The 26,886-nt window shown below is 37.3% G+C and carries 23 protein-coding genes and 1 pseudogene; 13 read left to right on the top strand and 11 right to left on the bottom strand.

Going from position 1 to position 26,886, the window contains the following annotated elements:
- Both HMPREF9423_RS06535 and HMPREF9423_RS06530 read right to left on the bottom strand, forming a co-directional pair.
- Nucleotides 1-1,134 (bottom strand): collagen binding domain-containing protein (locus HMPREF9423_RS06535; protein WP_006148546.1); only part of this gene is annotated, 1,134 nt, incomplete at its 3' end.
- A 310-nt stretch (nt 1,135-1,444) separates the two neighbouring features.
- Nucleotides 1,445-3,388, bottom strand: coding sequence for an Ig-like domain-containing protein (locus HMPREF9423_RS06530; RefSeq protein WP_025170184.1), 1,944 nt, complete (start codon nt 3,386-3,388; stop codon nt 1,445-1,447).
- Between the two features lie 414 nt (nt 3,389-3,802).
- On the opposite strand from HMPREF9423_RS06530, the gene pynA reads away from it, so the two are divergent.
- The 13 genes and pseudogenes from pynA (at nt 3,803) to HMPREF9423_RS06465 (ending at nt 17,737) form a co-directional block, all read left to right on the top strand.
- Entirely contained in the window at nt 3,803-4,495 is a 693-nt protein-coding gene (gene pynA, locus HMPREF9423_RS06525; RefSeq protein WP_006148544.1) for a pyrimidine 5'-nucleotidase PynA, read from the top strand.
- A 412-nt stretch (nt 4,496-4,907) separates the two neighbouring features.
- Nucleotides 4,908-5,876, top strand: coding sequence for a hypothetical protein (locus HMPREF9423_RS06520; protein ID WP_006155828.1), 969 nt, complete (start codon nt 4,908-4,910; stop codon nt 5,874-5,876).
- A 339-nt stretch (nt 5,877-6,215) separates the two neighbouring features.
- Entirely contained in the window at nt 6,216-6,971 is a 756-nt protein-coding gene (locus HMPREF9423_RS06515; RefSeq protein WP_025170183.1) for a DUF4336 domain-containing protein, read from the top strand.
- A gap of 13 nt (nt 6,972-6,984) precedes the next feature.
- On the top strand, nt 6,985-7,638 hold the full coding sequence (locus HMPREF9423_RS06510) for a uracil-DNA glycosylase (RefSeq protein ID WP_006155850.1): 654 nt from the start codon (nt 6,985-6,987) through the stop codon (nt 7,636-7,638).
- A gap of 9 nt (nt 7,639-7,647) precedes the next feature.
- Nucleotides 7,648-8,112: an NUDIX hydrolase gene (locus HMPREF9423_RS06505; RefSeq protein ID WP_006148540.1), complete on the top strand. Its 465-nt coding sequence runs from the start codon at nt 7,648-7,650 to the stop codon at nt 8,110-8,112.
- Nucleotides 8,113-8,124: 12 nt separating this feature from the next.
- Nucleotides 8,125-9,393 (top strand): dihydroorotase, encoded by a 1,269-nt coding sequence (locus HMPREF9423_RS06500; RefSeq protein WP_006148539.1) that lies wholly within the window; start codon nt 8,125-8,127, stop codon nt 9,391-9,393.
- Between the two features lie 43 nt (nt 9,394-9,436).
- Nucleotides 9,437-10,777, top strand: coding sequence for an MATE family efflux transporter (locus HMPREF9423_RS06495; protein ID WP_006148538.1), 1,341 nt, complete (start codon nt 9,437-9,439; stop codon nt 10,775-10,777).
- A 181-nt stretch (nt 10,778-10,958) separates the two neighbouring features.
- Nucleotides 10,959-11,927 (top strand): thiamine pyrophosphate-dependent dehydrogenase E1 component subunit alpha, encoded by a 969-nt coding sequence (locus HMPREF9423_RS06490; RefSeq protein ID WP_006148536.1) that lies wholly within the window; start codon nt 10,959-10,961, stop codon nt 11,925-11,927.
- Between the two features lie 16 nt (nt 11,928-11,943).
- A complete protein-coding gene (locus tag HMPREF9423_RS06485) occupies nt 11,944-12,936 on the top strand; it encodes an alpha-ketoacid dehydrogenase subunit beta (RefSeq protein ID WP_006148535.1) in 993 nt (330 codons plus the stop codon).
- A 215-nt stretch (nt 12,937-13,151) separates the two neighbouring features.
- Nucleotides 13,152-14,195: a dihydrolipoamide acetyltransferase gene (locus tag HMPREF9423_RS06480; protein ID WP_006148534.1), complete on the top strand. Its 1,044-nt coding sequence runs from the start codon at nt 13,152-13,154 to the stop codon at nt 14,193-14,195.
- 39 nt (nt 14,196-14,234) lie between these two features.
- Complete coding sequence (lpdA, locus tag HMPREF9423_RS06475) at nt 14,235-15,938, top strand: dihydrolipoyl dehydrogenase (RefSeq protein WP_006148533.1); 1,704 nt, start codon at nt 14,235-14,237, stop codon at nt 15,936-15,938.
- Between the two features lie 58 nt (nt 15,939-15,996).
- Entirely contained in the window at nt 15,997-16,986 is a 990-nt protein-coding gene (locus HMPREF9423_RS06470) for a lipoate--protein ligase (RefSeq protein WP_006148532.1), read from the top strand.
- Between the two features lie 109 nt (nt 16,987-17,095).
- A pseudogene (locus HMPREF9423_RS06465) lies at nt 17,096-17,737 on the top strand (hypothetical protein).
- An 86-nt stretch (nt 17,738-17,823) separates the two neighbouring features.
- Here the strand turns inward: HMPREF9423_RS06465 and xerS are convergent.
- The 9 genes from xerS to yjbM form a co-directional block, all read right to left on the bottom strand.
- Entirely contained in the window at nt 17,824-18,894 is a 1,071-nt protein-coding gene (gene xerS, locus HMPREF9423_RS06460) for a tyrosine recombinase XerS (RefSeq protein WP_006148530.1), read from the bottom strand.
- Nucleotides 18,895-19,256: 362 nt separating this feature from the next.
- Complete coding sequence (locus HMPREF9423_RS06455; protein WP_006148529.1) at nt 19,257-20,000, bottom strand: CPBP family intramembrane glutamic endopeptidase; 744 nt, start codon at nt 19,998-20,000, stop codon at nt 19,257-19,259.
- Between the two features lie 122 nt (nt 20,001-20,122).
- Entirely contained in the window at nt 20,123-21,673 is a 1,551-nt protein-coding gene (locus HMPREF9423_RS06450; protein WP_006148528.1) for a ClC family H(+)/Cl(-) exchange transporter, read from the bottom strand.
- Between the two features lie 15 nt (nt 21,674-21,688).
- Nucleotides 21,689-22,468, bottom strand: a complete 780-nt coding sequence (locus HMPREF9423_RS06445; protein ID WP_006148527.1) for a ribonuclease HII — start codon at nt 22,466-22,468, stop codon at nt 21,689-21,691.
- On the bottom strand, nt 22,455-23,306 hold the full coding sequence (gene ylqF, locus HMPREF9423_RS06440; RefSeq protein WP_006148526.1) for a ribosome biogenesis GTPase YlqF: 852 nt from the start codon (nt 23,304-23,306) through the stop codon (nt 22,455-22,457). Before ylqF ends, HMPREF9423_RS06445 begins: the two co-directional genes overlap by 14 nt.
- 148 nt (nt 23,307-23,454) lie before the next feature.
- Nucleotides 23,455-24,429 (bottom strand): phosphate acetyltransferase, encoded by a 975-nt coding sequence (gene pta / locus HMPREF9423_RS06435; RefSeq protein ID WP_006148525.1) that lies wholly within the window; start codon nt 24,427-24,429, stop codon nt 23,455-23,457.
- A gap of 15 nt (nt 24,430-24,444) precedes the next feature.
- Nucleotides 24,445-25,344, bottom strand: a complete 900-nt coding sequence (locus tag HMPREF9423_RS06430; protein WP_006148524.1) for an RluA family pseudouridine synthase — start codon at nt 25,342-25,344, stop codon at nt 24,445-24,447.
- Nucleotides 25,341-26,159: an NAD kinase gene (locus HMPREF9423_RS06425; RefSeq protein ID WP_004252947.1), complete on the bottom strand. Its 819-nt coding sequence runs from the start codon at nt 26,157-26,159 to the stop codon at nt 25,341-25,343. The genes HMPREF9423_RS06430 and HMPREF9423_RS06425 overlap by 4 nt, the downstream gene beginning before the upstream one ends.
- On the bottom strand, nt 26,143-26,814 hold the full coding sequence (gene yjbM / locus HMPREF9423_RS06420; protein ID WP_004252944.1) for a GTP diphosphokinase: 672 nt from the start codon (nt 26,812-26,814) through the stop codon (nt 26,143-26,145). The genes HMPREF9423_RS06425 and yjbM overlap by 17 nt, the downstream gene beginning before the upstream one ends.
- Nucleotides 26,815-26,886: the final 72 nt, after the last annotated feature.

Here is a 26,886-nt window from a genome sequence, read left to right as displayed (position 1 = left end):
AGCTTCTGTTGTAGTAGGCGCTTCTGTTGTTGTAGGAGCTTCTGTTGTAGTAGGCGCTTCTGTTGTTGTAGGAGCCTCAGTTGTAGTAGGAGCTTCTGTTGTAGTAGGAGCTTCTGTTGTTGTAGTTGTTGGTGTTGAAGTATTATCGCCATCTACACCACCGTTTGCATTGATGTTCGCAACAGACGCGTTTACTTCTTTAGCTATAACCGCAGTTTCACCTTTTACTTGGTACCAAACTTTTGTGTTGTTCTTGAAGTGTTTCTGAGCATCGATTTCTACTTTTGTACGATAGAAAATAAGAACGCCGGTCTTGTTGATAAGGTCTTTAGGAATCGTAACTACAAATTTTCCTGAAGCATCCACTGTAAATGTTGATCCAGGGAACGCTGCTTTGAAATCTTCAATCGCTGTAGCGCCAGAATAGTAGCCAGGTTTGTTTCCTGTTGTTGTAATTTTAAAGCTGTCTGGCACTAATTTGTGTCCGCCTTGAACTTCGTCTTCGACACGAACGTCGCCGTCCACTTCTAAGTTCATTGCATTGATGGTTAATACCCAAAGAATGTGTTCAGGATCGTCAGCGTGCATATCACCTGCTTTGAGATAGAATGGAGCGCTATTAACACCAGTAGCCATTTTTTTAACGTTTAAATCTACGGTCTTAACTCCACTGATAATAGTAAATTTACCAACATGTTCTTTATCAGTTGCTGTATTGTTATGACCTTCAATCTCAAATTCCCCCCAACCACGGATGTTTTGAAGGTTTCTGATAGCTTCATTAAAAGTAACAGTTGCAGATCCATCAGTAATGACCATGTCTCCAACGTAAGTTCCATCAATACTTAGTGGAATTGTCTTTTTAAAACCAACCCCAAAGACTGTCCCAGAACTAGTCCAATTAACTTTTAATGTATCACCTGGTTGAATTTTTTGTGCGTGCTCGTCAAATGTAAACTTAACGGTTGTTTGTCCGCCATCGGTGATTTCATTTGATGAGACAGTCAGTGAACTAATATTGTTACTGACGTCTCCTGCTTTTACCACATCAGATCGCGAAAATACTATGATTAATAATGGTAAAAATACAAGAAAGAAGACTTTTGCAAGCCTACTTAGATTATTTTTTCTCATTTTCTTCTCCTATTTGTCTCCAAATTCTACACTTATTTGTATATTAAAACTTAAACCTACAAATATATGAATAATTTTATAGGTTGCTTTTCCAAGACAACACTAATTTAAATGCACCTCCCACTAGTCAATAATAAAAAAACATCCTATAAAGTGAATTGTATCACAAATAAATAAAATTTCAAGTATTTAAATGTTTTAAGTGTAAAATTATACTTGTTCAACAGAAAAAAATTATTCATTCATTGAAGAAATGAAAAAGGGCTATTATTTGAAATAGCCCTTTTAAATAATTAATCGACCTTTAACCTTATTTCTTTTCATTTTTGCGTAAAAAAGCAATGGTAGCGATAGATGAAATTAGAGTTACAAATCCAATGATAGTAACTAATGCCCCTTTACCTTCTCCGGTTTTAGGAAGTCCAGGTTTTTCTTCGGTTGTAGTTACTGAAGTAGTAGGTGCTTCAGTAGTAGTTACTGAAGTAGTAGGCGCTTCAGTAGTGGTTGTTGAAGTAGTAGGTGCTTCAGTAGTGGTTACTGAAGTAGTAGGCGCTTCAGTAGTGGTTGTTGAAGTAGTAGGTGCTTCAGTAGTGGTTACTGAAGTAGTAGGCGCTTCAGTAGTGGTTGTTGAAGTAGTAGGCGCTTCAGTAGTAGTTACAGAAGTCGTAGTAGGAGCTTCTGTTGTTGTAGGCGCTTCTGTCGTTGTAGGAGCTTCTGTTGTTGTAGGAGCTTCTGTTGTTGTAGGAGCTTCTGTTGTTGTAGGCGCTTCTGTTGTTGTAGGAGCTTCTGTCGTAGTAGGAGCTTCTGTTGTTGTAGGCGCTTCTGTTGTTGTAGGAGCTTCTGTTGTTGTAGGAGCTTCTGTCGTAGTAGGAGCTTCTGTTGTTGTAGGAGCTTCTGTCGTTGTAGGAGCTTCTGTTGTTGTAGGCGCTTCTGTCGTAGTTGTAGTTGTTGTAGTTGTAGTTTCTTCTTTTGGATTTACGATTGTTTTAGTTGCTGAATGCTCAGCTCCAAAATCCTCAATGTTAACTTCTGTATCTGCAACTTTGATGACATAACCTGATGGTGCTTCAAGTTCAGTGATGATATATTTGTCTTTTAACAGTTTGTTAACAGCAATATTACCATTATCATCTGATACAAACTCACCAATAACTTGATTATTAGCTTGACGAACTACTTTAAATTTAGCGCCCTTAAGTGGTTGATTCTCATCATCGACTTTATGGATATTGATTGAGTAAACATAACCAACACCAGCACCACCAGGAATTTGAACGGCAGCAGCATTAATTACGTTCTTGTTTTCAATACCTAGGCCTTTAAGCGTTGCTTCATTTCTCAAGACTTCACGATCTACAGGGTCATAATTTAGACGAACTTTATAAGAAATACGATATTGGTCTTCTTCTGTAATGTCCCCTAATTCAATAACGAAAGATTGTCCATCTTCGCTAATTGTAATCTTGTGTTGGTCTGTTACATCAACACGGTTTGAGAATACCCATTCACCGGTATCGTAAGAGAATTTACCTTTAATAATTTTAATACTATCCTTTTCGTAAGAAGCATTGGTAAATTGCAAGTGATCCTCAAGTGTAACATTCTTAATATTTTGTTTTGTACGATTGACAGAAATTGTGTATTGGATCTCTCTTTGGTCTCCACTGTTAACCCAGCTAGTCTTTGTTAAAAGATAAGGATTTCCGTCTCCGATACCTTTAAATGTTATCTTTCCAGCAGGTTTTGTTTCCTTGTTTATCGTGATTTCAATTGGAATTTCTCCTTGTTGTGGGTGTTTTTTGAAATCGACACGAGCATAGAAGAAGAAAGATCCGTTTGTGTCAGAGTATTTTTCAACATAATCCGTATAAGTCAAAGAAATGGACTTGTTATCTGCACTCACTTTGGCATGTGCGATAATCTCATTTGTTTTGATATCCTTAATATCGAATGATTGTGAAGTAATCATCAAAGCGTCTGGTACAGATATAACGGTAGTATCCCCTGCTTTGACATTTTTATTTTTTAAATCAAAATTTGCAGTGATAAGGAATGTAGCCCATTGCTCTAAATCCCAATTTAAATCTCCACCTTCGTTATTCGTTACTTTAACATTTGTGATTGTATCCACAAATTTTCCAGATACTGAAACCTCAGTGGTTTCAGCAAATGTCTTATTCAAACTAAATACAAAGACAGTTGTCAATAAGCATATCAAAAATGAGAAAATACTAAACTTTTTCTTTTTGTTCATCATATACATCCTTCTTATAAATTAAGATAGTTTCTAAATATAATATAAAGTAGCGTCAATCACTAATTGAAAGACGAGTTAGTTATATAGGTTCATTTTATAGACAAACTTTAACCAAGCCTCCTTCTAGTCTAACACTAAAATTTCCCTATAACGTGAATTATATCACAATAAGGAGTGTAGGGCAAATAATAATATAAAATAGTAAGATATTTCCGACAAATTTCCAAAAAAATAAAAAGATTGTTCATTTTTTACAAACTTTTAAAAAGATTTAACCTACACTGAGTTAAAAATTTAGTTAGGATAGGAACTAAGTTTCATAAATAAGATGTTCAATATGATATACTTAGAGCTAAGGATTGTGAAGATATTTTAACAACCATTATTTAGAAACTTTAGGATACTATACTTATGACTTATAAATTTTTACTCTTCGACCTTGATCATACCTTGCTCGATTTTGATGCTGCCGAGGATGTGGCTTTAACGCAACTTCTAAAAGAAGAAGGTGTTGCTGATATTCAATCCTATAAAGATTATTACGTTCCAATGAACAAGTCTCTCTGGAAGGATTTGGAAGAGAAAAAGATTACAAAACAAGAACTAGTCAACACACGATTTTCAAAAATGTTTTCGCATTTTGGAATTGAGAAGGATGGCGTATACTTAGCTGAACGTTATCAGTTTTATTTAGCTCAACAGGGGCAGGTATTTTATGGAGCCATGGAACTCTTAGATAGCCTTATTGATCGTGGTTATGAACTCTATGCTGCCACCAACGGGATAACTACAATTCAGACAGGTCGTTTGGCTCAATCAGGTCTTGCTCCCTATTTCAACCAAGTCTTTATATCAGAGCAGTTGCAAACTCAAAAACCTGATGCACTATTCTATAAAAAAATCGGTCAGCAGATTGCTGGATTTAGTAAAGAAAAGACGCTGATGATTGGAGATTCTCTAACCGCCGATATCCAAGGTGGAAATAATGCTGGCATCGATACCATCTGGTACAATCCTCATCATCTAAAAAATAAGAGCTTAGCCCAGCCAACTTATGAAATTGACTCTTATCAGGCTCTGCTTGATTGCTTGGGGTTCCTTTAAAAATCACAAAATATAAAAAGATTCTAGAAAAGCTGGAGCATGAAGTGCAAGAAATTTTGCTTTTTTTGAAAACGTTTTATTTTTTTGATATAATAAATCATACTAGGATATAATGACAAGAATATTGTGATTGTCATCTACCGATAAGTTGTATATGGATATCAAATTGGTAGTACAGTTAATAAAGCAGGTATTGAAAAAGAAGCATCTAAACTAGTCAATAAATTATCTATACATCTGTTTGAACGTCTTAAATTGGTATAAAAAAGCTATATAGGAGCAAATCAGTATGATATTAAAAAGTAATAAAAGAACCATAAACTTCATGTTGATGTTAATAAGTGCTTGTTGCTGCCTTATTTTTCTAAGTGCCTGTCAGTCAAATAAGGTAAATTCGGTAGATGATTATAAAATGGCTATCTGGGATAGTGATAAAATAGCTGTCTTTGATGATTATGATTTAAATGAGTTCAAAGATAATATATCTAGAAAAGAAAAATATATCTATTGGGCAGAAAGTTTTTCGGAAGTAGGATCTTATTCAACTGCAAAAACAAGAGATACCTCAGGTCTAAAAAGATATGTATCTAGAATTAATAAGGAAAATTTAAGTGAAACATTTAAATTAGCAGAGGGAAATGATGCATACGCATCTATAACAGATGGGGATTATTTATATGCAACTGCTGTCTTTACAGATAGAATTGAATTTTATAAATATGATAATAATTTAGAGGTTGTCACTAATGTTACCGTGAAAAATGATGGTCAGCTAAATGCCAGTCAACAGTTTGTTATTGTAGATAATTATTTATACTTACTTGTAACCACATTGGATTTATCTACTCAAATTCCTAATGTAGAAATTTGGAAAATGGATAAAGAGTTTAACATCGTCGAAAAATATAATCTTGACGAAACATCAGCATATATGAGAATGGTTAATGTAGGTGATGTCTTGTATATTGTGGAAGCACTTAGTGGGCGTAATTCTGATGGGGAATATAAGTCAGGAAATAAATTATTGGTTTTTGATTTAAAAAGTCAGAGCAAGAATTATATCGATATTCCTGATAAATATCCAACTAATATTCACTATGATGCTAAAAATAATCAATTGATTATAGAGAATGAAGGATTGTATAATGGCGAATTTTCCTTTACTACAGTCAATCTAGATAATTTAGAAAAAGATATTATTCATCTAGAAGGCTTTAGTACAGAGCAATATATTGCACCATATTTTACATTTAAAGACAACATCTATTATTTTTTATTTAATGATTCTCTGGTTAAATATGATATTGTTGATAAGAAACAAACAGTTATCAGTTTAGAAAATTATAAGATAAAAGATGCTCATTATTTAATTGTTAGATAGTTTATTTATTGGGTGAAAGTCAAATAATAGAAATTTAATCTTTAAGATGTGCTTAAGTATAGTTTTAGTAATCTCTCCTTTTTGCTAGCAAATGGGAGATTTAATCTAGTTTGTTGTCAGCATAGATTTACAAGGTATTTGAAAAGTCCTGCAAGGAAAAAATTTGAAAGAGATCATGATAGTTTTTTGAAATAGTTAGCTATCTTTCAAAATGGAGGACTTGCTGTAGTCTTGAATCTTTATAAAATTTATCAACATGTTTATAGATACTGTAAAAAGTGGTTTCCATAGCCACTTTTTGCTATAATAGAGGCAGTATTAACGAAGGAGTAGTAAATGATGTCTAGGCCAGCTCTTTCTCTTTATGAACCATTGTATTTACTAAAGGAAGTTGATCAAAATATCTGGATAGTAGATGGTGATTTGATACAAATGGATATGAAGGTCTTCAAACTTCCTTTTCAGACACGTATGACGGTGATTAAGTTAAATGATGACAAACTTTGGATTCATTCTCCTATTGCTCCAAATGAGAAACTTTTTACTGAACTGGACGCTTTGGGCAAAGTCGCTTACCTGATTTCACCAAATAAAATTCACTACTCCTATATTGCAGATTGGAAACAAAGATATCCTCATGCGCAGGCATGGTCTAGTCCAGGAGTAGAAGAGAGAGCGAAAAGTCAGAAAGTCAAGGTTGTATTTGATGTTCCCTTAACAGATAAGGCTCCTGACTTATGGTCTGATGAGATTGATCAACTCATTTTTAAGGGAAGTTCAGTCATTGAAGAGGTGGTATTTTTTCATAAATCAACTAAAACACTGATTGTAACAGACCTCATAGAGAACTTTGAACCGGAAAAGATAGCTAGTCCAATCCGCAGAAGATTCTATCGTTTAGCTCGTGTAACATCCCCTGATGGTCAAACTCCTATTGATTATCGGATGACTTTCATAGGAAGAGAAAGGGAAGCAAAGACTTCCTTTTCCCGTATGTTAAACTGGAAACCTGATAAGATCATACTTGCACATGGTTTATGCTTTTTTAAAAATGGTACGGATGAATTAAGACGTGCTTTTCGATGGATACGGTAAAGGAGAGAAAGCTATGCAACACTCATCTTGGCACGCCTTGATTAAGGAGCAATTACCTGAAGGTTATTTTGGGGAAATCAATCACTTTATGGAACACGTTTATGCACAAGAAACTGTCTATCCGGCCAAGGAAAAAGTTTTTCAGGCTCTTTTGACAACTCCTCTTGAAGAGGTTAAAGTGGTGATTCTTGGTCAGGATCCTTATCATGGTCCTGGTCAGGCTCAAGGTTTGAGTTTTTCTGTTCCAGATAATATCCCAGCACCTCCTTCTTTGCAAAATATTTTAAAAGAACTTGCTGCTGACATTGGAGTTAAAGCATCCCATGATTTGACAGCTTGGGCTGAGCAGGGAGTTTTACTTCTCAATGCTTGCTTGACCGTTCCTGCTGGGAAGGCAAATGGTCATGCTGGGCAGATATGGGAGCCTTTTACAGATGCTGTAATTAAGGTTGTTAATAATCTTGATAGACCAGTAGTATTTGTTCTCTGGGGTGCTTATGCACGTAAGAAGAAGGTATTGGTAACAAATCCTCAACATCTGATTATTGAATCAGCTCACCCGAGTCCTCTTTCCGTTTACAGAGGATTTTGGGGTTCCAAGCCTTTTTCCAAGGCCAATACATTCTTAACAGAGACAGGACAAGAGCCGATTGATTGGCTTAGATAAGGAGAGAATATGCCCCAGTTAGCGACGATTTGCTACATTGATAATGGAAAAGAACTGCTCATGCTTCATCGCAATAAAAAGCCTAATGATGTCCATGAAGGAAAATGGATCGGTGTAGGTGGAAAGTTAGAGCGTGGAGAAACTCCACAAGAATGTGCGGCCCGCGAGATTTTAGAAGAAACAGGATTGAAGGCTAAGCCAGTTCTTAAAGGTGTAATCACCTTTCCAGAATTTACACCAGATTTAGACTGGTACACCTATGTATTTAAAGTAACTGAGTTCGAAGGTGATTTAATTGACTGTAATGAAGGGACTTTAGAATGGGTTCCTTATGATGAGGTTTTGAGCAAACCAACCTGGGAAGGAGACCACACCTTCGTAGAGTGGCTTTTAGATGATAAACCATTCTTTTCAGCAAAGTTTGTTTATGATGGTGATAAGTTATTGGATACCCAAGTGGATTTCTACGAATAAAGGAGAAAGCAGATGTTACTAATTAAAAATGGTCGAGTAATGGATCCTAAGTCTGGTTTGGATCAGGTTTGTGATGTCTTGGTTGAAGACGGTAAAATTGTCAAAATTGCGTCTGAAATTAAGGAAGAAGGAGCAGAGGTGCTTGATGCAACTGGTCTTGTAGTTGCACCCGGTTTGGTGGATATCCATGTTCATTTCCGTGAACCTGGTCAAACTCACAAGGAAGATATCCATACAGGAGCCCTTGCAGCTGCTGCTGGTGGATTTACAACTGTAGTTATGATGGCTAATACCAATCCAACCATCTCAGATGTTGAGACTTTGCAGGAAGTTCTTCAATCTGCGGCAAAGGAAAAAATTAATGTTAAGTCTGTAGCAACGATTACCAAGAACTTTAATGGCCAAGACTTGACTGACTTTAAGGCGCTTTTAGAAGCTGGAGCCGTTGGTTTTTCAGATGATGGTATTCCTCTTGAAAGCAGTAAAGTGGTCAAGGAAGCTATGGAAGAGGCTAAAAAACTCAACACATTTATCAGCTTACACGAGGAAGATCCTGGTCTGAATGGTACGCTAGGTTTTAATGAAAATATTGCTAAAGAACACTTCCATATTTGTGGTGCTACAGGGGTTGCAGAGTATGCAATGATTGCACGTGATGTCATGATCGCCTATGCAACAAAAGCCCATGTTCATATCCAACACTTATCCAAGGAAGAAAGTGTTAAGGTTGTGGAGTTCGCTCAAGGTTTGGGAGCAAACGTAACTGCAGAAGTAGCACCGCAACATTTCTCTAAGACTGAAGCGCTTCTCTTGACTAAGGGAAGTAACGCTAAGATGAATCCACCACTTCGCTTGGAGTCTGACCGCCGTGCAGTTATTGAAGGACTCAAGTCAGGTGTCATTTCAGTAATTGCGACAGATCACGCGCCTCACCATGTAGACGAAAAGAATGTCGAGGATATCACCAAAGCTCCATCAGGTATGACAGGACTGGAAACTTCATTGTCACTTGGTTTAACTTACTTAGTCGAAGCTGGTGAGCTAAGCTTGATGGAATTATTAGAAAAAATGACAGTAAACCCAGCTAAATTGTATCATTTTGAAGCAGGTTATTTGGCTGAAAATGGTCCAGCTGATATTACCATTTTCGATGATAAAGCTGACCGAATTGTAGACACACATTTTGCTTCTAAAGCAGCTAATTCACCATTTATCGGTGAAACTTTAAAAGGGCAGGTAAAATACACTATTTGTAATGGACAGATTGTCTATAAATACTAGATGAAATACTGCTCTATAAAATTTAAATTTAGAGAGAGTCTGTATGTATCAAACCGATCATTTTAAAGACAAGTTCATTTTATTTCTTAAGATTTTCTTCCCTATTTTGGTTTATCAATTCGCAAATTATTCGGCTTCCTTTGTCGATACAACCATGACCGGCCAGTATAATACGATTGATTTAGCTGGTGTATCAATGGCTACTAGCTTGTGGAATCCTTTCTTTACTTTTTTAACAGGTATTGTTTCTGCCTTAGTCCCTATAGTTGGACATCATTTAGGACGTGGGAAAAAAGAAGAAGTGGCTTCTGATTTCTATCAGTTTCTTTATCTTTCGCTTGGCTTATCCATTTTTCTATTTGTTTTAGTTTTTCTGGTTGCTCCTCTAGTTCTAAATAATATGGGATTAGAAGCGGCGGTAGCAAATATAGCAGTTCGTTATCTATGGTTTTTAGCAATAGGGATTATTCCTCTCTTACTCTTTAGTGTTATCCGTTCATTACTGGATGCACTTGGATTGACAAGGTTGTCCATGTATTTGATGCTTTTATTACTCCCTCTAAATAGTGGTTTTAACTATTTATTGATTTATGGTGCCTTTGGTTTTCCTGAGTTGGGAGGAGCTGGAGCGGGACTTGGGACCTCTATGGCTTATTGGGCCTTGTTGGGTATATCTATACTAGTACTTCTTAAACAAGAAAAATTAAAAGAACTAAATTTAGAAAACCGACTACCTTTAGACAGGAATAAAATAAAAGAAGCGATAAAACTGGGGTTACCTATTGGTGGAACTGTATTTGCAGAAGTTGCTATTTTTTCAGCTGTCGGCTTGATTATGGCGAAGTTTTCATCATTGATAATAGCTAGTCATCAGTCTGCCATGAACTTTTCATCTCTCATGTACGCTTTTCCTATGAGTATTTCAACAGCAATGGCTATTGTTGTTTCTTACGAAGTTGGTGCTAAACGTCTAGAGGATGCTAAAAAATACATAAAAATTGGACGACTATCAGCTATGGCATTCGCAATTTTAACACTTTCTTTTCTGTATGTTTTTAGAGAAAATGTTGCCAGTCTCTATGGTCATGATCAAGAGTTCATTCAACTAACTGCTAGTTTTATGACCTATAGCTTATTTTTCCAGTTAGCTGATACATTTGCGGCACCATTACAAGGGATTTTACGAGGCTACAAAGATACTGTCATACCTTTCTACCTTGGTCTCCTTGGATACTGGGGAGTTGCTATACCTCTTGGTTTGTTTCTAGATTATTCAACAAATCTCGATGCTTATTCATATTGGATAGGTCTTATCGTAAGTCTAGTTGTCAGCGGATTACTCTATCAGTGGCGTTTACAAGTTATTATGAAAAGATTCAAATAATTTGTTGAAAATATCCATGGAAATCAGTTTGTGAAATAGCCATTTTACATAAAGAAAAGTCTTGATTTCATTGACTTTTCTTTTTTTATATTGTGAAAAAATATCAAGCATAATCTTTGACTATAGTTAACCTATAAGTTAGAATAGAACTATAAGAAATTAAACTTAGAAAGGCAAGATTATGTCAACTTTAGATAAAAATCTTTTGCTTGAGATGTTCCGTAAGATGGAAGAAATTCGTCGTATGGATTTAAAAATTGCTCAATTAGTAAAAAAAGGGAAAGTGCCAGGTATGACGCACTTTTCTGTTGGTGAGGAAGCTGCAAACGTTGGGGCTATGTTAGCTCTAAACGAAGACGACCTCATAACATCGAACCACCGTGGTCACGGACAAGCCATTGCTAAAGGAATCGACCTTAATGGTATGATGGCTGAAATCCTTGGTAAGTATACTGGAACTTGTAAAGGTAAAGGTGGATCAATGCACATCGCCGACCTTGATGCAGGGAACCTTGGTGCTAACGGTATCGTAGGTGGTGGTATGGGAATCGCAGTAGGTGCAGCCCTTACTCAACAAATGAAAAACAGTGGTAAAATCGTTGTCTGCTTCTTTGGTGATGGAGCGACCAACGAAGGTGTATTCCACGAAGCTGTTAATATGGCTTCAATTTGGAATCTTCCAGTAATTTTCTACTGTATCAATAACGGTTATGGAATTTCTGCAGATATTAAGAAAATGACAAATGTCAAACATATCCATGAGCGTAGTGCTGCTTACGGTATTCCTGGAATGTTTATCGAAGACGGTAATAATGTTATCGATGTCTACGAAGGATTTAAGAAAGCAGTTGACCATGTTCGTTCTGGTAAAGGTCCTGTCTTAATCGAAAGTGTAACTTACCGTTGGCTTGGACACTCATCATCAGACCCTGGTAAATATCGTACACGTGAAGAAGTCGATGAGTGGAAGGAAAAAGATCCAATCGAAAACCTTCGCAAGTACCTTGTTGAGAATAAAATTGCTAGTGCAGAAGAACTCGAAGAAATTCAGGCTCAGGTCAAGGAAGCAGTGGAAGCATCTGTTAAGTTTGCAGAAGAAAGTCCATTCCCTCCACTAGAATCAGCTTTTGAAGATATTTACGCAGACTAAGGAGAAGTAGAGAAATATGGAAACAAAATTAATGTCTTTCCGCGATACCATTATCCTTGCAATGTCTGAGGAAATGCGTCGCGACGAAAATGTACTCTTGATGGGTGAAGATGTCGGTGTCTTTGGTGGAGACTTTGGTACATCTGTAGGTATGCTTGAAGAATTTGGACCAGAACGTGTTCGTGACTGTCCGATTTCCGAAGCAGCTATTTCTGGAGCAGCTGCTGGTGCTGCTATGACTGGACTTCGTCCAATCGTCGACATGACCTTCATGGACTTTTCTGTTATTGCCATGGATAATATCGTCAACCAAGCAGCTAAAACTCGTTACATGTTTGGTGGTAAAGGTCAAGTACCAATTACAATCCGCTGTGCCGCTGGTAACGGAGTAGGTTCTGCAGCACAACACTCACAATCATTGGAATCTTGGTTCACTCATATCCCAGGATTGAAGGTTGTAGCTCCAGGTACACCAGCTGATATGAAGGGGCTTCTTAAGTCTTCTATCCGTGACAACAACCCTGTTATCATTCTTGAATACAAATCAGAATTTAACCAAAAAGGTGAAGTTCCTGTTGATCCAGACTATACTATCCCACTTGGTGTCGGAGAAATCAAACGCGAAGGAACTGATGTAACTGTAGTAACATACGGTAAAATGCTTCGTCGTGTAATGCAAGCAGCTGAAGAATTGGCTGAAGAAGGGATCTCAGTAGAAGTAGTAGACCCACGTACCTTGGTTCCGCTTGATGAAGAAATCATCATTAACTCTGTCAAGAAAACAGGAAAAGTAGTTCTAGTCAATGATGCTCATAAGACAAGTGGATTTATCGGTGAAATTTCAGCTATTATTTCTGAATCTGAAGCATTTGACTACTTGGATGCACCAATCCGTCGCTGTGCAGGGGAAGATGTACCGATGCCTTATGCACAAAATCTTGAAAATGCAATGATTCCAACGGTTGAAAGCATCAAAGATGCAATCCGTAAAACTCACAACAAACAATAATACATAAAATAAATTATGTAGACAAATTAATCAGACGAGAAGCTTTGTATCGATAGATGCAAAGTTCTCTACGTCCTTAATATCTTAGATTAGAGCACGGGCTAAAAGCTCGGAAAAAAGATAAATCTCCTTGACTTCATCGAAGTCTGCGTTGATTTCCTATTTTTCGGTCGCTTTTAAACGCCCTTTGCATCATAAATAGAATAGGAGAGGTCATGGCTGATGATAAGCTAAGAGCGACTCCTGCAGCTAGAAAATTAGCGGATGATTTAGGAATTAATCTCTACGATATTTCTGGCTCAGGCGCAAACGGTCGTGTCCACAAAGAAGACGTGGAAACATTTAAAGACACTAATGTGGTTCGCATTTCACCACTTGCAAAACGAATTGCCCTTGAACATAACATTGCATGGCAGGAAATCCAAGGAACTGGTCATCGTGGCAAGATTATGAAGAAGGATGTTTTAGCTTTCCTTCCGGAAAATATTGAAAACGATACGATTAAGTCACCTTCTCAGATCGAAAAAGTGGAAGAAGTTCCAGATAACGTAACTCCTTATGGGGAAATCGAGCGTATTCCAATGACACCAATGCGTAAGGTTATTGCTCAACGTATGGTTGAATCTTACTTGACTGCACCAACCTTCACGCTTAACTATGATGTCGATATGTCTGAATTGCTTGCCCTTCGTAAGAAAGTCCTTGATCCAATTATGGAAGCAACTGGTAAGAAAATTACCGTTACAGACTTGCTTTCACTTGCGGTTGTTAAGACTCTTATGAAACACCCATACATCAATGCGTCATTAACTGAAGATGGTAAGACAATTATCACTCACAACTATGTCAACCTTGCGATGGCAGTTGGAATGGATAATGGTTTGATGACGCCAGTTGTTTATAATGCTGAAAAAATGAGTTTGTCTGAGTTGGTAGTTGCCTTCAAAGATGTTATCGGACGTACTTTGGATGGTAAACTAGCTCCTAGCGAATTGCAAAATTCAACCTTCACCATCAGCAACTTGGGAATGTTTGGTGTTCAATCATTCGGTCCAATCATTAACCAACCGAACTCAGCAATCCTTGGAGTTAGCTCGACAATTGAGAAACCTGTAGTAGTAAATGGTGAAATCGTGATTCGTCCAATTATGAGTCTTGGTTTAACAATTGACCACCGTGTCGTAGATGGTATGGCTGGTGCTAAGTTTATGAAAGACTTGAAAGCTTTAATTGAAAACCCAATCTCAATGTTGGTTTAGAGAATTTATTTTTAGAAATATAGATAAAGGAAGTAAGATATGGCCTTAGAAGTAATTATGCCAAAAGCCGGCGTGGATATGACAGAAGGACAAATCGTCCAATGGAATAAAAAAGTCGGAGAATTTGTAAAAGAAGGAGAAATCCTTTTGGAAATCATGACTGACAAAGTCAGCATGGAATTGGAAGCAGAAGAAGACGGTTACTTGATCGCTATCCTGAAAGGTGACGGCGAGACTGTTCCTGTTACTGAAGTTATCGGTTATCTTGGTGAAGAAGGGGAAAATATCCCAACAGCTGGAGCAGCTGCACCAGAAGCTAGCCCAGCACCTGCAGCAAGTGCTTCGAACGATGATGGTAAGAGCGATGATGCTTATGATATCGTTGTTATTGGTGGTGGACCTGCTGGTTATGTTTCTGCTATTAAAGCAGCTCAATTAGGTGGTAAGGTTGCTCTTGTTGAGAAATCTGAACTTGGTGGAACTTGCTTGAACCGTGGATGTATCCCAACTAAGACTTACCTTCACAACGCCGAAATTATCGAGAATATCGGTCATGCAGCAAATCGTGGTATCGTGATTGAAAATCCTAACTTCACTGTTGATATGGAAAAACTTTTAGAAACTAAATCTAAAGTTGTCAATACCCTTGTATGTGGTGTTGCAGGACTTCTTCGTAGCTATGGAGTTGATGTTCATAAGGGTATCGGTACTATTACTAAAGATAAGAATGTCTTGGTAAATGGTTCTGAATTGCTTGAAACTAAGAAAATCATCCTTGCTGGTGGTTCAAAAGTAAGCAAGATTAACGTTCCTGGAATGGAATCATCACTTGTGATGACTAGTGACGATATCCTTGAAATGAATGAAGTACCAGAAAGCCTTGTGATCATTGGTGGTGGAGTTGTCGGTATCGAACTCGGACAAGCCTTCATGACATTTGGTTCAAAAGTTACTGTTATCGAAATGATGGATCGCATTGTCCCAGCAATGGACGCAGAAGTATCTAAGAACCTCCGTTTGATTCTTGAGCGTAAAGGTATGACTATCTTGACAGGTACTAAACTTCAAGAAATTATTGAAGAAGATGGTAAACTCCGTATCAAGGTTGAAGGAAAAGATGATATCATCGCAAATAAAGCACTTCTTTCAATCGGTCGTGTTCCAGACCTTGAAGGAATCGGAAAAGTTGAGTTTGAGTTAGACCGTGGTCGTATCAAGGTCAATGAATACATGGAAACATCTGTTCCAGGTATCTATGCGCCAGGTGATATCAACGGTACTAAGATGTTGGCTCACGCTGCCTTCCGTATGGGTGAAGTAGCTGCTGAAAATGCCCTTAAAGGAAATCACCATGTTGCTAAATTGAACTTGACTCCTGCAGCTATTTACACACTTCCAGAAGTAGCAGCAGTTGGTTTGACTGAAGAACAAGCTCGTGAGAAATATGATGTCCAAATCGGTAAATTCAACTTTGCTGCAAACGGACGTGCAATTGCATCTGATGCAGCTCAAGGATTTGTTAAAGTCATTGCAGACAAGAAATATGGCGAAATCCTTGGAGTCCATATCATTGGTCCTGCTGCTGCAGAGTTGATCAACGAAGCGTCAAGCATCATCGAAATGGAAATCACTGTTGAAGAAATGCTTAAGACAATCCACGGACATCCAACATACTCTGAAGTTATGTACGAAGCATTTGCTGATGTTCTTGGAATGGCTATCCATTCACCTAAGAAAAAATAAAAATAGATAGACTAGACTGGAATTATCTTCCAGTCTCTATCGTATTAGAAGGTATCTTATGAAATACATTATCAATCATTCAAACGACACTGCTTTTAATATCGCTTTAGAGGAATATGCTTTTAAACACCTTTTGGACGAGGATCAAATCTTCCTTCTTTGGATTAACAAACCATCTATTATTGTAGGACGTCACCAAAATACCATCGAAGAAATTAACCGTGACTATGTACGCGAAAACGGTATTGAAGTAGTCCGTCGAATCAGTGGTGGTGGAGCTGTTTACCATGATTTGAACAACCTTAACTATACCATCATTTCAAAAGAAGATGAAAACAAGGCCTTTGACTTCAAGAGCTTCTCTACTCCAGTTATCAATACTTTGGCTGAACTTGGTGTTAAAGCTGAATTTACAGGCCGTAACGACTTAGAAATAGACGGTAAGAAATTCTGTGGAAATGCACAAGCCTATATCAATGGCCGTATCATGCACCATGGTTGTCTTCTCTTTGACGTGGATTTGTCTGTCCTAGCTAACGCACTTAAAGTATCTAAGGACAAATTTGAGTCTAAAGGTGTTAAATCAGTTCGTGCTCGAGTAACGAATATTATCGATGAGTTGCCAGAAAAGATCACTGTTGAAGAATTCCGTGATTTACTCTTGGAATACATGAAAAAAGAATACCCTGAGATGACTGAGTATGTATTCTCAGATGAAGAATTGGCTGAAATCAATCGTATTAAAGAAACTAAGTTTGGAACTTGGGACTGGAACTATGGTAAATCACCAGAGTATAACGTCCGTCGTGGAACTAAATTCCCAAGCGGTAAGGTTGAAATCTTTGCTAATGTTATTGAGTCAAAAATTCAAGATATCAAGATTTACGGTGACTTCTTTGGTATCGAAGACGTAGCAGCAGTAGAAGATGTCCTTCGTGGCATTAAATACGAACGTGAAGATGTTTTTAAAGCACTTCAAACTATTAACTTAGGCCGTTACTTCGCAGGAATTACTGCAGAAGAAATTGCTGAAGCTGTTGTTGAATAAAGTAAAAGATATCCATGTTAAATGGATATCTTTTATCTTAGACTTGATATTCAAAAATAATGAGAGTAGAATAAAGAGGAAATCTGAACAAAAAAGGGGATCATATTCGATGATGAAAATTCCAATGGAAAAACTTGGTCTATTTGAACAGTTAGATCGTATAGTAGTGGCTTTTTTTAGCAAGCAACAACCTTCAACTCCATATGATTTGAATATCAGTATTACACAAGAACACCTTGACCAGAAAAAACAAGAGCTAGAACCATTAGGCTATCAGGGTGTCCAACTACCATTAGGAATGGCTTTAGATAATATCATCCAGCAACTTCATTATAAAAGCTTAATCATTGGTGGACTTGCTTCTGACGAAATTATAGTCAGCAAAGAAGAATTAATGCCTTTGAAAGATATTGTGGACAGTTTTTGTATTATGTACGCTGCAGCGAATAACAGACTGGAAAATAGTAAGGCTTATGAATTAATGAAAGATAAGACAGTTTATTTTATTGGTAAACTATTTACAGATATTCCAAAAGCCGGTGATGAAATTGCTTATTTAGGAATTGATTGAATAGCGAGCGATGGTACACCATATGAAGCTGTTAAATGCTTTCTAACGGAAGAGAGTGCAGAGAAATTCAATGATGAAAAAAGACCGGTCACCCCTGCAAACTTGGCCTATCTAAAATCATTTTGGGGAAAACCAGTTATTATTGAGCCACATCGTAATTATTGGATCGAATTTTTATAGAAAGAATAAAAGAGCGTAAGATTCGATAAAAAATCCTACGCTCTTTTTCTAACACTAAAAACATTACATAATTTATGTTATGTATCTTATAAACTATCCAAGGCATTTTTCTGTTCGTCATTAACGATATGCGTATACAAGTCGGTAACTTGTGTGCTAGCATGTCCTAGTTGATGACTTACCAAAACCTGCGACTTAGTTGCATCATAGAGACGGGTTGCAAGAGTATGGCGCAGTTTGTGGGGAGTTACCCGAACTTTGAAGTCTTCCGAATACTTGGCGACCATTTTTTCAACACTAGAAGCATCGATACGATTTGGAACACCTCGATACAAGGTTAAGAAGAGGGCTGTATCGGTTTTTTCTGTCTTATAACGTTTGTCTCGAATAGCAAGATATTGCTCCAGATAAGGCTTAGCAAAGGCAGCAACATTGACCGAGTCTCGTTTTCCACCTTTTCGAGTGACGTCAATCACCATCATTTTAAGGTTAAGATCTCGAAGATCAAGGTTAACGGCTTCAGAGAGACGGACACCAGATGCAAGAAGCAGTGCAATAATAGCTATATCTCGCTCTTTATTCTTGTTAAAGGATGATAAAGCACGATTTGAGAGTGTTTGAGGGTATTCCCGGTCAATATAGTTAAGAAAACCTTCTGTTTCATCCCCTAAAAAGAGTTTTTGCTTGATATTTTCAGCTCGAGCAGCTAAAGTTTCTTTCTTTTTCTTGGTAGCAACCTTCTTCATGACATTACGGTAGAAATAAGGTTCCCCTTGCTCATTTTCAACTTCCTCGGTCAAATACTTATAAAGACTAGACAGTGCAGATAAAGTACGGTTAATGGTTGTTTGAGAAACCCCGTTTTTCGTCGTATTGGCATTGAGCAGTGGACGTTCACGTAAGTAAAGAATAAAAGATTCCATGTCTTTCTTGGTCATGTGCTCCAGAACGTCTAAGGGAATATTGGCCATGGTGTCAGCATCCGATATACCAGATTCCAAGACCCAGGTGAAAAATCGATCATATTCCTTTAAGTATTCGTATAAGGTCGTAAAACTGTATGGAACAGCCAGTTTCGATTGATAGTATTCTAGAACATACCAGGGCATGACTTGTTTGAGTTTATCGATACGTTCTAATAAGATCTCGCGTTTCATGTTTTTCTCCAAATCTTTCTATACTAGTAGTATAGCATAGCTAGATATTTTTTTCAAGAAAATTATAGTTTTTCGGAAAGATGTTATAGGGGAGATTTAGGAATGTTCAAATAAGAAACCCATACTCTCTGTATTGAATATAACCAAAAATTTTTTTTAAGCCAATTATACTCAATTATGTACTTTATTTAAGCGAAAACTAAAAATTGTTCAAATGACATTAACTCTTAGTTTTTCTACCAATGTTTAAATAACTTTTACATAACCTTATAATTTTCTCTAAAATCAATAAAATCCAAATCAATAAAGTGATTTGGATTTTTAACTCTCTATTAAATGTTCAAAATTATTCTAAATACTATTTAATATGTTTTATACTTAACTTTGCTAGACATTACTAGATAACACGATGCAACAATAACAATAATTCTGATTAGATACATTCCGTAATGGTCGTCACTCGTAGTCAATTGAGAAAATACATTAATCATTGAATGTGTCATCACACAAATCCAGAGATTTTTTGTTTTAAAATAAAGAGCTGAAAGAATAAACGAATTTGTCAGCAACCCAAATAAGAAAGGTACTATTTGAAGGATGGCTAGAGAACCATCTATATAAAAGAACAATAAATGCCAAATTGACCATATGATAAATGTTAAAATTGTCGCTTGAAAATAGTGGAACTTTTCTTGTAAAAGTGGCTGAAATACATATCTCCAACCAATTTCCTCCAAACCGCCAAATACAATAAACTTGAAAAACATCAGAAAAGGAAGATACCAGATAAATTGTACGATTTTCCCCCAAAAAAATAGAAAAGAGAAATCAAGAATAATAAGAAAAAATGCTAATAAATAATGTTTGTAACTGGTCTGAATGTTAAAAAAATCTTTTATTATTTTCTTTAAATCAATCTCATAATAGCAAATAGCAGCAATGCTACCCCATAAGGCTGTAGAGATTCCACCGATCATTACTCCGAAAATATTTACTAGAACAGAATGAACCCCATAATGATTGCAGAAAAATACAACTAAACAAACTAATAATAATTGACTAAAAGTCCCAAGTAAATAAACTGAAAGAGCTTTATTTCTACTCATAGCATCTCCCTTTGGTTATAAAAAACAGTCTAAGAGTTACATTTTAAGCATAAATTAAATTATGTAATAAATATATCCTCTATTCTTTTTGTTTCTAAATATACATAACTTAAATTATGTTTTTATAGTAATAAATCTTTCACTTTTCCAATTTCACTTTTTGGAATCACGAGATGAATCATATCACCTAGATACATCCTTGTAGATCCATTAACTGTCTTACTTTTACCATTATGTACTTGGGTTGTGATGAGTACGTTGTGTGGTAAATTGAGTTCATGTACTTGCTTACCAGCTATTTTGTCTGATACTGGAATTTCAATTAGGGTAATTTCTCCATCATCAGTTGCTGATTCAGGTAACATTTTTTCTAGCATGGCTTCATAGACGGGCGCCCCTTTGAGCAGATCCATAACAATATAAGCAACTAGAGTAACCATCCCTAAAGGCATGAGATTTCGGATATCACCGACCATCTCAGTCACAAGAATCATAGCTGTCAAAGGTGCTTTTGAGATAGCACCAAAATACCCACTCATTCCAAGAATTACAAAGATAGGAAATTGCTGCTGGCTAACAAGGCCAAGATTGACACAAATAACGCCTACTAGAGCACCAAGTAAAGATCCTAAAGCTAAAATTGGTAAGAAAATACCACCTGGTAGTCCACTTCCGTAACTAATCATGCTCCAAATAAAGCGAATGATAAAGTAAATTAAGAGAATTTGGAAGCTAAAATCTTGTTCTGTTAAGGATAAAACAACTTGATTTCCGCCACCAAGTATTTGTGGTAGGAAGATTCCTACTGGAATGATAAGAAGAAAGGCTAGAATAGGATAATAGGCCTTATCCAGATGAATCTTTTGACCAATCCAATCATATACTTTTCCGATATTCAGAACGGCTTTCTCATATAGATATCCAGAAACTCCAAGTAATATCCCCATCACCAGATAAATCCAATATTGACTCAAACTCATTTGAGGAATATTATCAGGCATATCAAGCACAGGTGTTAAGCCAAAGATGAGAAGGGAAACAAAGTTTGCTACTAGACTAGCAGCCAAGGTAGAAACCCAGAAGAATCGTGAAAAATGGTGATACACTTCTTCTACTACAAATAATAACCCCGCAATCGGTGCATTAAAGGCTGCAGCAAGACCAGCCGCAGCTCCGCTAGCAATCAAAGAACGCTCCTCAACAGGGCTAGACTTGAGCCATTTGGCAATTCCTTTTCCTCCAGCGGCACCTAGCTGAATACTGGGACCTTCACGCCCTAACATGAGTCCACTAGCAATTGCTAAAATGCCTAGAATGTATTTCTTCCAAAGGATACTCCACCAGTTGAGAGACATGAGACCTTTTAACTCCGCTTCAACTTGAGGAATACCAGAACCTTTGATATCTTTTTCTGAACGTGTTAATTTGGCACTAAGTAAGCAAATGAGGATATAAAACAATAAAATAATCAATAGATTCCGTATCAGATTCTCTTGGTCATGATAAAATCCTTGAACGATATGAAAGCCTTTTTCGATCAAAAATCGAAATGATCCTACAATAATTCCTACGACTAATCCGACAATAATACCTCGCCCAACTTGAGCTAAGATCGTACTGGACGCGAAAGCAAATTCTTTCTTGGAACTAAGTATTTCCGATTGTTCCTCCATAATTCTCTCCTTTAATTATCTTTTACTAGTTTCTGAGATGGTCGTTTTAATCGGTTCAAAACTGGTGCGATGAATAGGTGTGACACCGTGCTTTTCAATTCCTTCTATATGCTTAGCAGTTCCATAGCCAGCATTTTGAGCAAAATCATAGCCTGGAAATTCTTCGTCATAGTTAGCCATGATCTTATCTCTGGTAACTTTAGCTATAATCGATGCTGCTGCAATAGATAAGGAGTTGGCATCCCCTTTGATGATGGATGTCTGAGAAATCGGCAAATCCAACTTCATAGCATCAATCAAAAGATGTTCTGGCTGAGGTTCAAGTTGAGAGATAGCTTCATTCATGGCTAGTTTCGTCGCTTCATAGATATTAACTTGGTCAATGACATGATTGTCCATAATCCCGATACCGATTGCTAGGGCATTCTCTTTGACAGCCTGAAAAATCTCCTCGTGTTTTTTCTTAGGAATTTTTTTGCTGTCATTTAAACCTTTAATTTTACAATTTTGAGGTAAAATCACTGCAGCAGCCACCACTGGACCAGCTAGCGGACCACGTCCAACCTCATCTACACCTGCAATTAGGTTAATCCCTTGAATGTAAAGCTCTTTTTCATAGCTAAGCATGGCTTCTAAGCGAAGATTTTCATCCATTTCTGCTTGGATGGCCTTTTTACGCTTTTCAATTTCCTTTTTGACACCTGAACGAGAATCTTTTTCAAATTCCTTAAAAAAGGGACTTTCAAGTTCAGTTATCTTTGCTAATTCTTCTTTTATTTCTTTAATCGTTGCCATTGAGGTCTTCCAATGTATCTAATGTATAATTACCCAGTTTTCCATCACGAACTTCTTTAACAAAGAGATTGTAAAAACGGTCGTAATCATCACGGAAACCAAGGATACGCGTCATATCCATGATAATCTCGGGAGCCTCATCGTCCAGATTCATTTGTTTGAAACGTTCTTGAAGCTTTTCAGGATAATGCGTTTTAAAGTAATTGAGACCGAAAATCGTTACCTCATCCATTGGAAGTAACTGATCCTTGATTGCTCCCGTAAGGGCAAGTTTAAGTGCAACAGTTTCATCTTCAAATTTTGGCCAAAGAATCCCTGGAGTATCCAAAATTTCTAAATCCTTATTGGTTTTAAGCCATTGTTGACCTTTTGTCACACCTGGTTTATTACCAACTACAGCAATTTTCTTACCAGCTAAACGGTTCATCAGAGTCGATTTACCAGCGTTTGGAATCCCGATAATCATGGTACGCAAGGTCTCAATTTGAATTCCACGTTCTTTTTGACGAGCAATCTTATCTGCCATGAGTTTCTTGGCAGCATCCGTTACGACTTTTACTGTTATTTGTTCCTTAGAGTTGATAGCAAGTGTCTGAATACCTTGTGATTCAAAGTGCTGACGCCACTCTTTTGTTAATGCTGGGTCTGCAAGGTCTGCCTTGTTTAGAATCAATAGCCTTGGTTTGTCCCCGATAATTTTAGTCAGCATTGGATTTTGGCTAGACAAGGGCAAACGTGCATCTACTAAAACTGTCACAAAATCAACAAATTTTAAATTTTCCTGGACCTGACGTCTTGCTTTGGACATATGCCCAGGAAACCATTGAATAGTTGCCATTTTATTTCCTTTTCTTCATACAAACTTATTCTATAAAACATAGATGATTACTGACTATTTTACCATATTTTGGCTATTTTTGCAGATGAATTATGTCTTTAAAAAAGGGAAATCCCCCTTTACCAAGAGAGAAAGAGGGATTTTATTCTTATTGATGAACAGCTTGTGCTGCTGTAATTAGAGTTAGTTTGTAAACATCGTCAGAGTTACATCCGCGAGAAAGGTCATTTACTGGCTTGTTAAGACCTTGCAAAACTGGTCCAACTGCAGCAAATCCACCTAGACGTTCTGCCATCTTGTAACCAATGTTACCTGCTTCAATACCAGGGAAGATGAAAACATTAGCTTGTCCAGCTACGTTGCTTCCAGGAGCTTTAAGAGCTGCAGTTTCAGGAACAAAGGCAGCATCAAATTGCAATTCACCATCAATTTCTAGGTCAGGACGCAAGTCGTGAGCAATTTTAGTAGCTTCCACTACCTTATCAACACTTTCGCCAAAACCTGACCCCTTAGTTGAATAGCTAAGCATAGCAATCTTAGGTTCGATTCCAAACATTTTAGCAGTGATAGCAGAGTTAATCGCGATTTCAGCTAGGGCGTCAGCATCTGGGTTGATGTTGATAGCACAGTCACCAAACAAGTAACGTTCAGTGCCACGAACCATAAGAAAGGCACCTGATGTACGGCTCACATTCGGACGAGTCTTAATGATTTGAAGAGCTGGACGAACTGTTGAAGCTGTAGAGTGAATAGCTCCTGAAACCATACCATCAACTAAGCCCATATAAACTAACATAACACCAAAGTAGTTAACATCGTTGATGAGTACTTGTCTCGCTTCTTCTTCTGTCATTTTTCCTTTACGACGTTCAACAAGTGAAGCTACCATATCTTCAAATTGTGGGTAATGTTCTGGATCGATGACTTCGTAACCCTCTGTAATTCCTTCGATTTCGAGATAGATTTTAATTTTGTCAGGGTTTCCTAGGAGTACAGGGATAACTTCTGTTTCTTTAACCAAGCGCTTCGTTGCTTGTAGGATACGTGGTTCTTCACCTTCAGGTAGAACGATGCGTGCATTTTTACCAACTAGGTTGGCTTTCAAACTTTCAAAAACTTCCATGAGTTTTGACTCCTTTTAAGATAAATTATTATTTGATAACTGTGTAATAAGTGTGTCGAAATCATCCGGCAGTGGGCATTCTAGCTCTAACTGCTCTTCTAAGAAAGGATGATAAAACGATAAGTAATGGCAATGTAGAGCCTGGCGTTGGATGCCATGTTCTAAGCTTCCCCCATAAAGATCATCTCCTAGTAATGGAAATCCAATATGCGAGAAATGAACCCGAATCTGGTGGGTTCTCCCGGTGTGGAGACGAATATCAACTAAGTGAATATTCCCATAAGATGCCACGATTTGATAGGACGTATGGGCATATTTTCCACCCTTTGCTACTCGTCGAGTGATGATAGAATCTTCATCTCGGGCTATCGGAGCGATTATTTCTCCCTGAGGTTCCAGATGACCATCTCCCTTAACTAGGGCGTAATAACGCTTTTCAATAGCCTTTTTTTGCAATTGCTTGTCTAATCTGGCATGCGCATAGCCGTGTTTAGCAAAAAGCATCAATCCAGAGGTATCTCTATCAAGCCGAGTCACAATATGAACCTGCTGATTCTCATAGTTTTGTTTTACATAGTAACCTTTGATAAAGTTAGCAATGGTATTGGAATGATTGACACTAGGGATTGAAGCGACTCCAAAGGGTTTGTTGATAATCAAGAAATGATCATCTTCAAATAGAATATCTAGAGGATAATCAATTGCTTCAAGTGTCTCGAATCCTTCCTCTGGCGGAATATCAATGACAACTTCATCTCCGATATCTAAGAGATAGGTTGCATTCTGCGGATGCCCGTTTACTCGAATATCACCACCTCGAAACTTAATCTTGGCAAGTAACCCTTTTGAAACTTCATGTTTTTTCAAAAAGGTTTTGACCTTGACATGTTCGTCGGCAATAAACTGAAACTTCATTCGTCCACCTCACCAATAAAGGCATCTTTGACACGATTCCAAAAACTGGTGTGGCTTGGCGTGGCTACAAAATGAATCTTATGATGATCAATCTGGTATTCTATTTTCTCAATATTTCGGAAAGAATAAATACTATTATCGATTGAGATTGTGTGATAGTCATTTCGAGTCGGTATCAATTCAATCTTGTCTTTTTTAGGAACAATAATTGATGAACCAAGTGTGCGATAGATTCGGTTGTTCAAGCTAGCAATTTCAGCCAATTGTAGGGCCTCTATGGTCGGGTGCAGTACTGCTCCACCAAGTGATTTATTATAAGCAGTACTTCCAGTCGGCGTTGAAACTGTTAGGCCGTCACCACGAAAGCGTTCGAAGGGAACATGGTTAATAATGACATCTGCAACCATTGTACGATCCGCTCGACGAATGCTAGCTTCATTTAGTGCTCGGAAAGACTTGACTTCACCATTTTCGAGAAATATTTTGACACTTAAGAGTGGATAAGAAACCTGAGCTCCATTATCCAATTGTAAATTTGTAACCAATTGGTCCAACTCAAAATCACGATAATCCGTATAAAAACCTAAATGTCCTGTATGAACCCCAACAAAACGGACCTTATCCAGTTGGTTTTCATACTTATGAAAAGCAGACAGCAACATCCCATCTCCACCAATAGAGACGACGATATCTGGATTTTTATCATTTAGAATAAAATTATTCTTTTTTAATCGTTCTTTTAACTCAAATAGAACTTTCTGACTCTGAGGCTTACGGTTGGCAATTAGGTCAATTCGTTTACCTGTATTCTTCATCGGTATCGTCACTGTTTCCTACCCCGTCATTTAATTTTCTGTGCAAAGGATCAAAGAGCGCTTGTGCTTCCTGGATATCAGCACGTATTTTACTCATTTCTTCGTCTAGCTGATGTGAAATTCTGGCTGTAATCTCAAGTCTTTCCTTGATTTCCTCTGGGAAATCTCCTTGATATTTATAGTTGAGAGAATGCTCGATTGTAGCCCAAAAGTTCATAGCCAAGGTACGAATTTGAATCTCAACTAGAATGGTTTTTGCACCGTAAATCGTATCAACCATATACTCAATAATCACATGATAAGAACGATAACCCGAAGCCTTTCGATGAGTAATGTAATCACGCTCTTGAACAACTCTCATATCCTGTCTTTTACGAAGGATAGAAACAACCTCATTTACGTCGTCTACGAATTGAACCATGACACGTAAACCTGCAATATCTTGCAAATCCTGTTCAAGTGTGTCATAGCCAATACCCCGGCGTGCCATTTTCTCTTTGATACTTTCAATCGGTTTAACCCGACCCGTGACAAACTCGATTGGAGAATGTCGGTTTTGTTTTCTGTATTGTTTTCGGATTCCTCGGAGTTTTATTTTTAATTCTCCGACAGCTTGAATGTAAGGATCTAAAAATTCTTCCCATTCTGTAATCATATTACTCTTACGTCCAATTCTCTATGCAGTTTAATTTATCTAGTTTTTGATTTTCTCATGAAAATCATATAC

The organism is Streptococcus infantis ATCC 700779 (assembly GCF_000187465.1).
GTDB classification, from domain to species: Bacteria; Bacillota; Bacilli; order Lactobacillales; family Streptococcaceae; genus Streptococcus; species Streptococcus infantis.
Note: the sequence above shows the minus strand (reverse complement) of the source record. Positions and strands in the feature narration are given on the sequence as shown.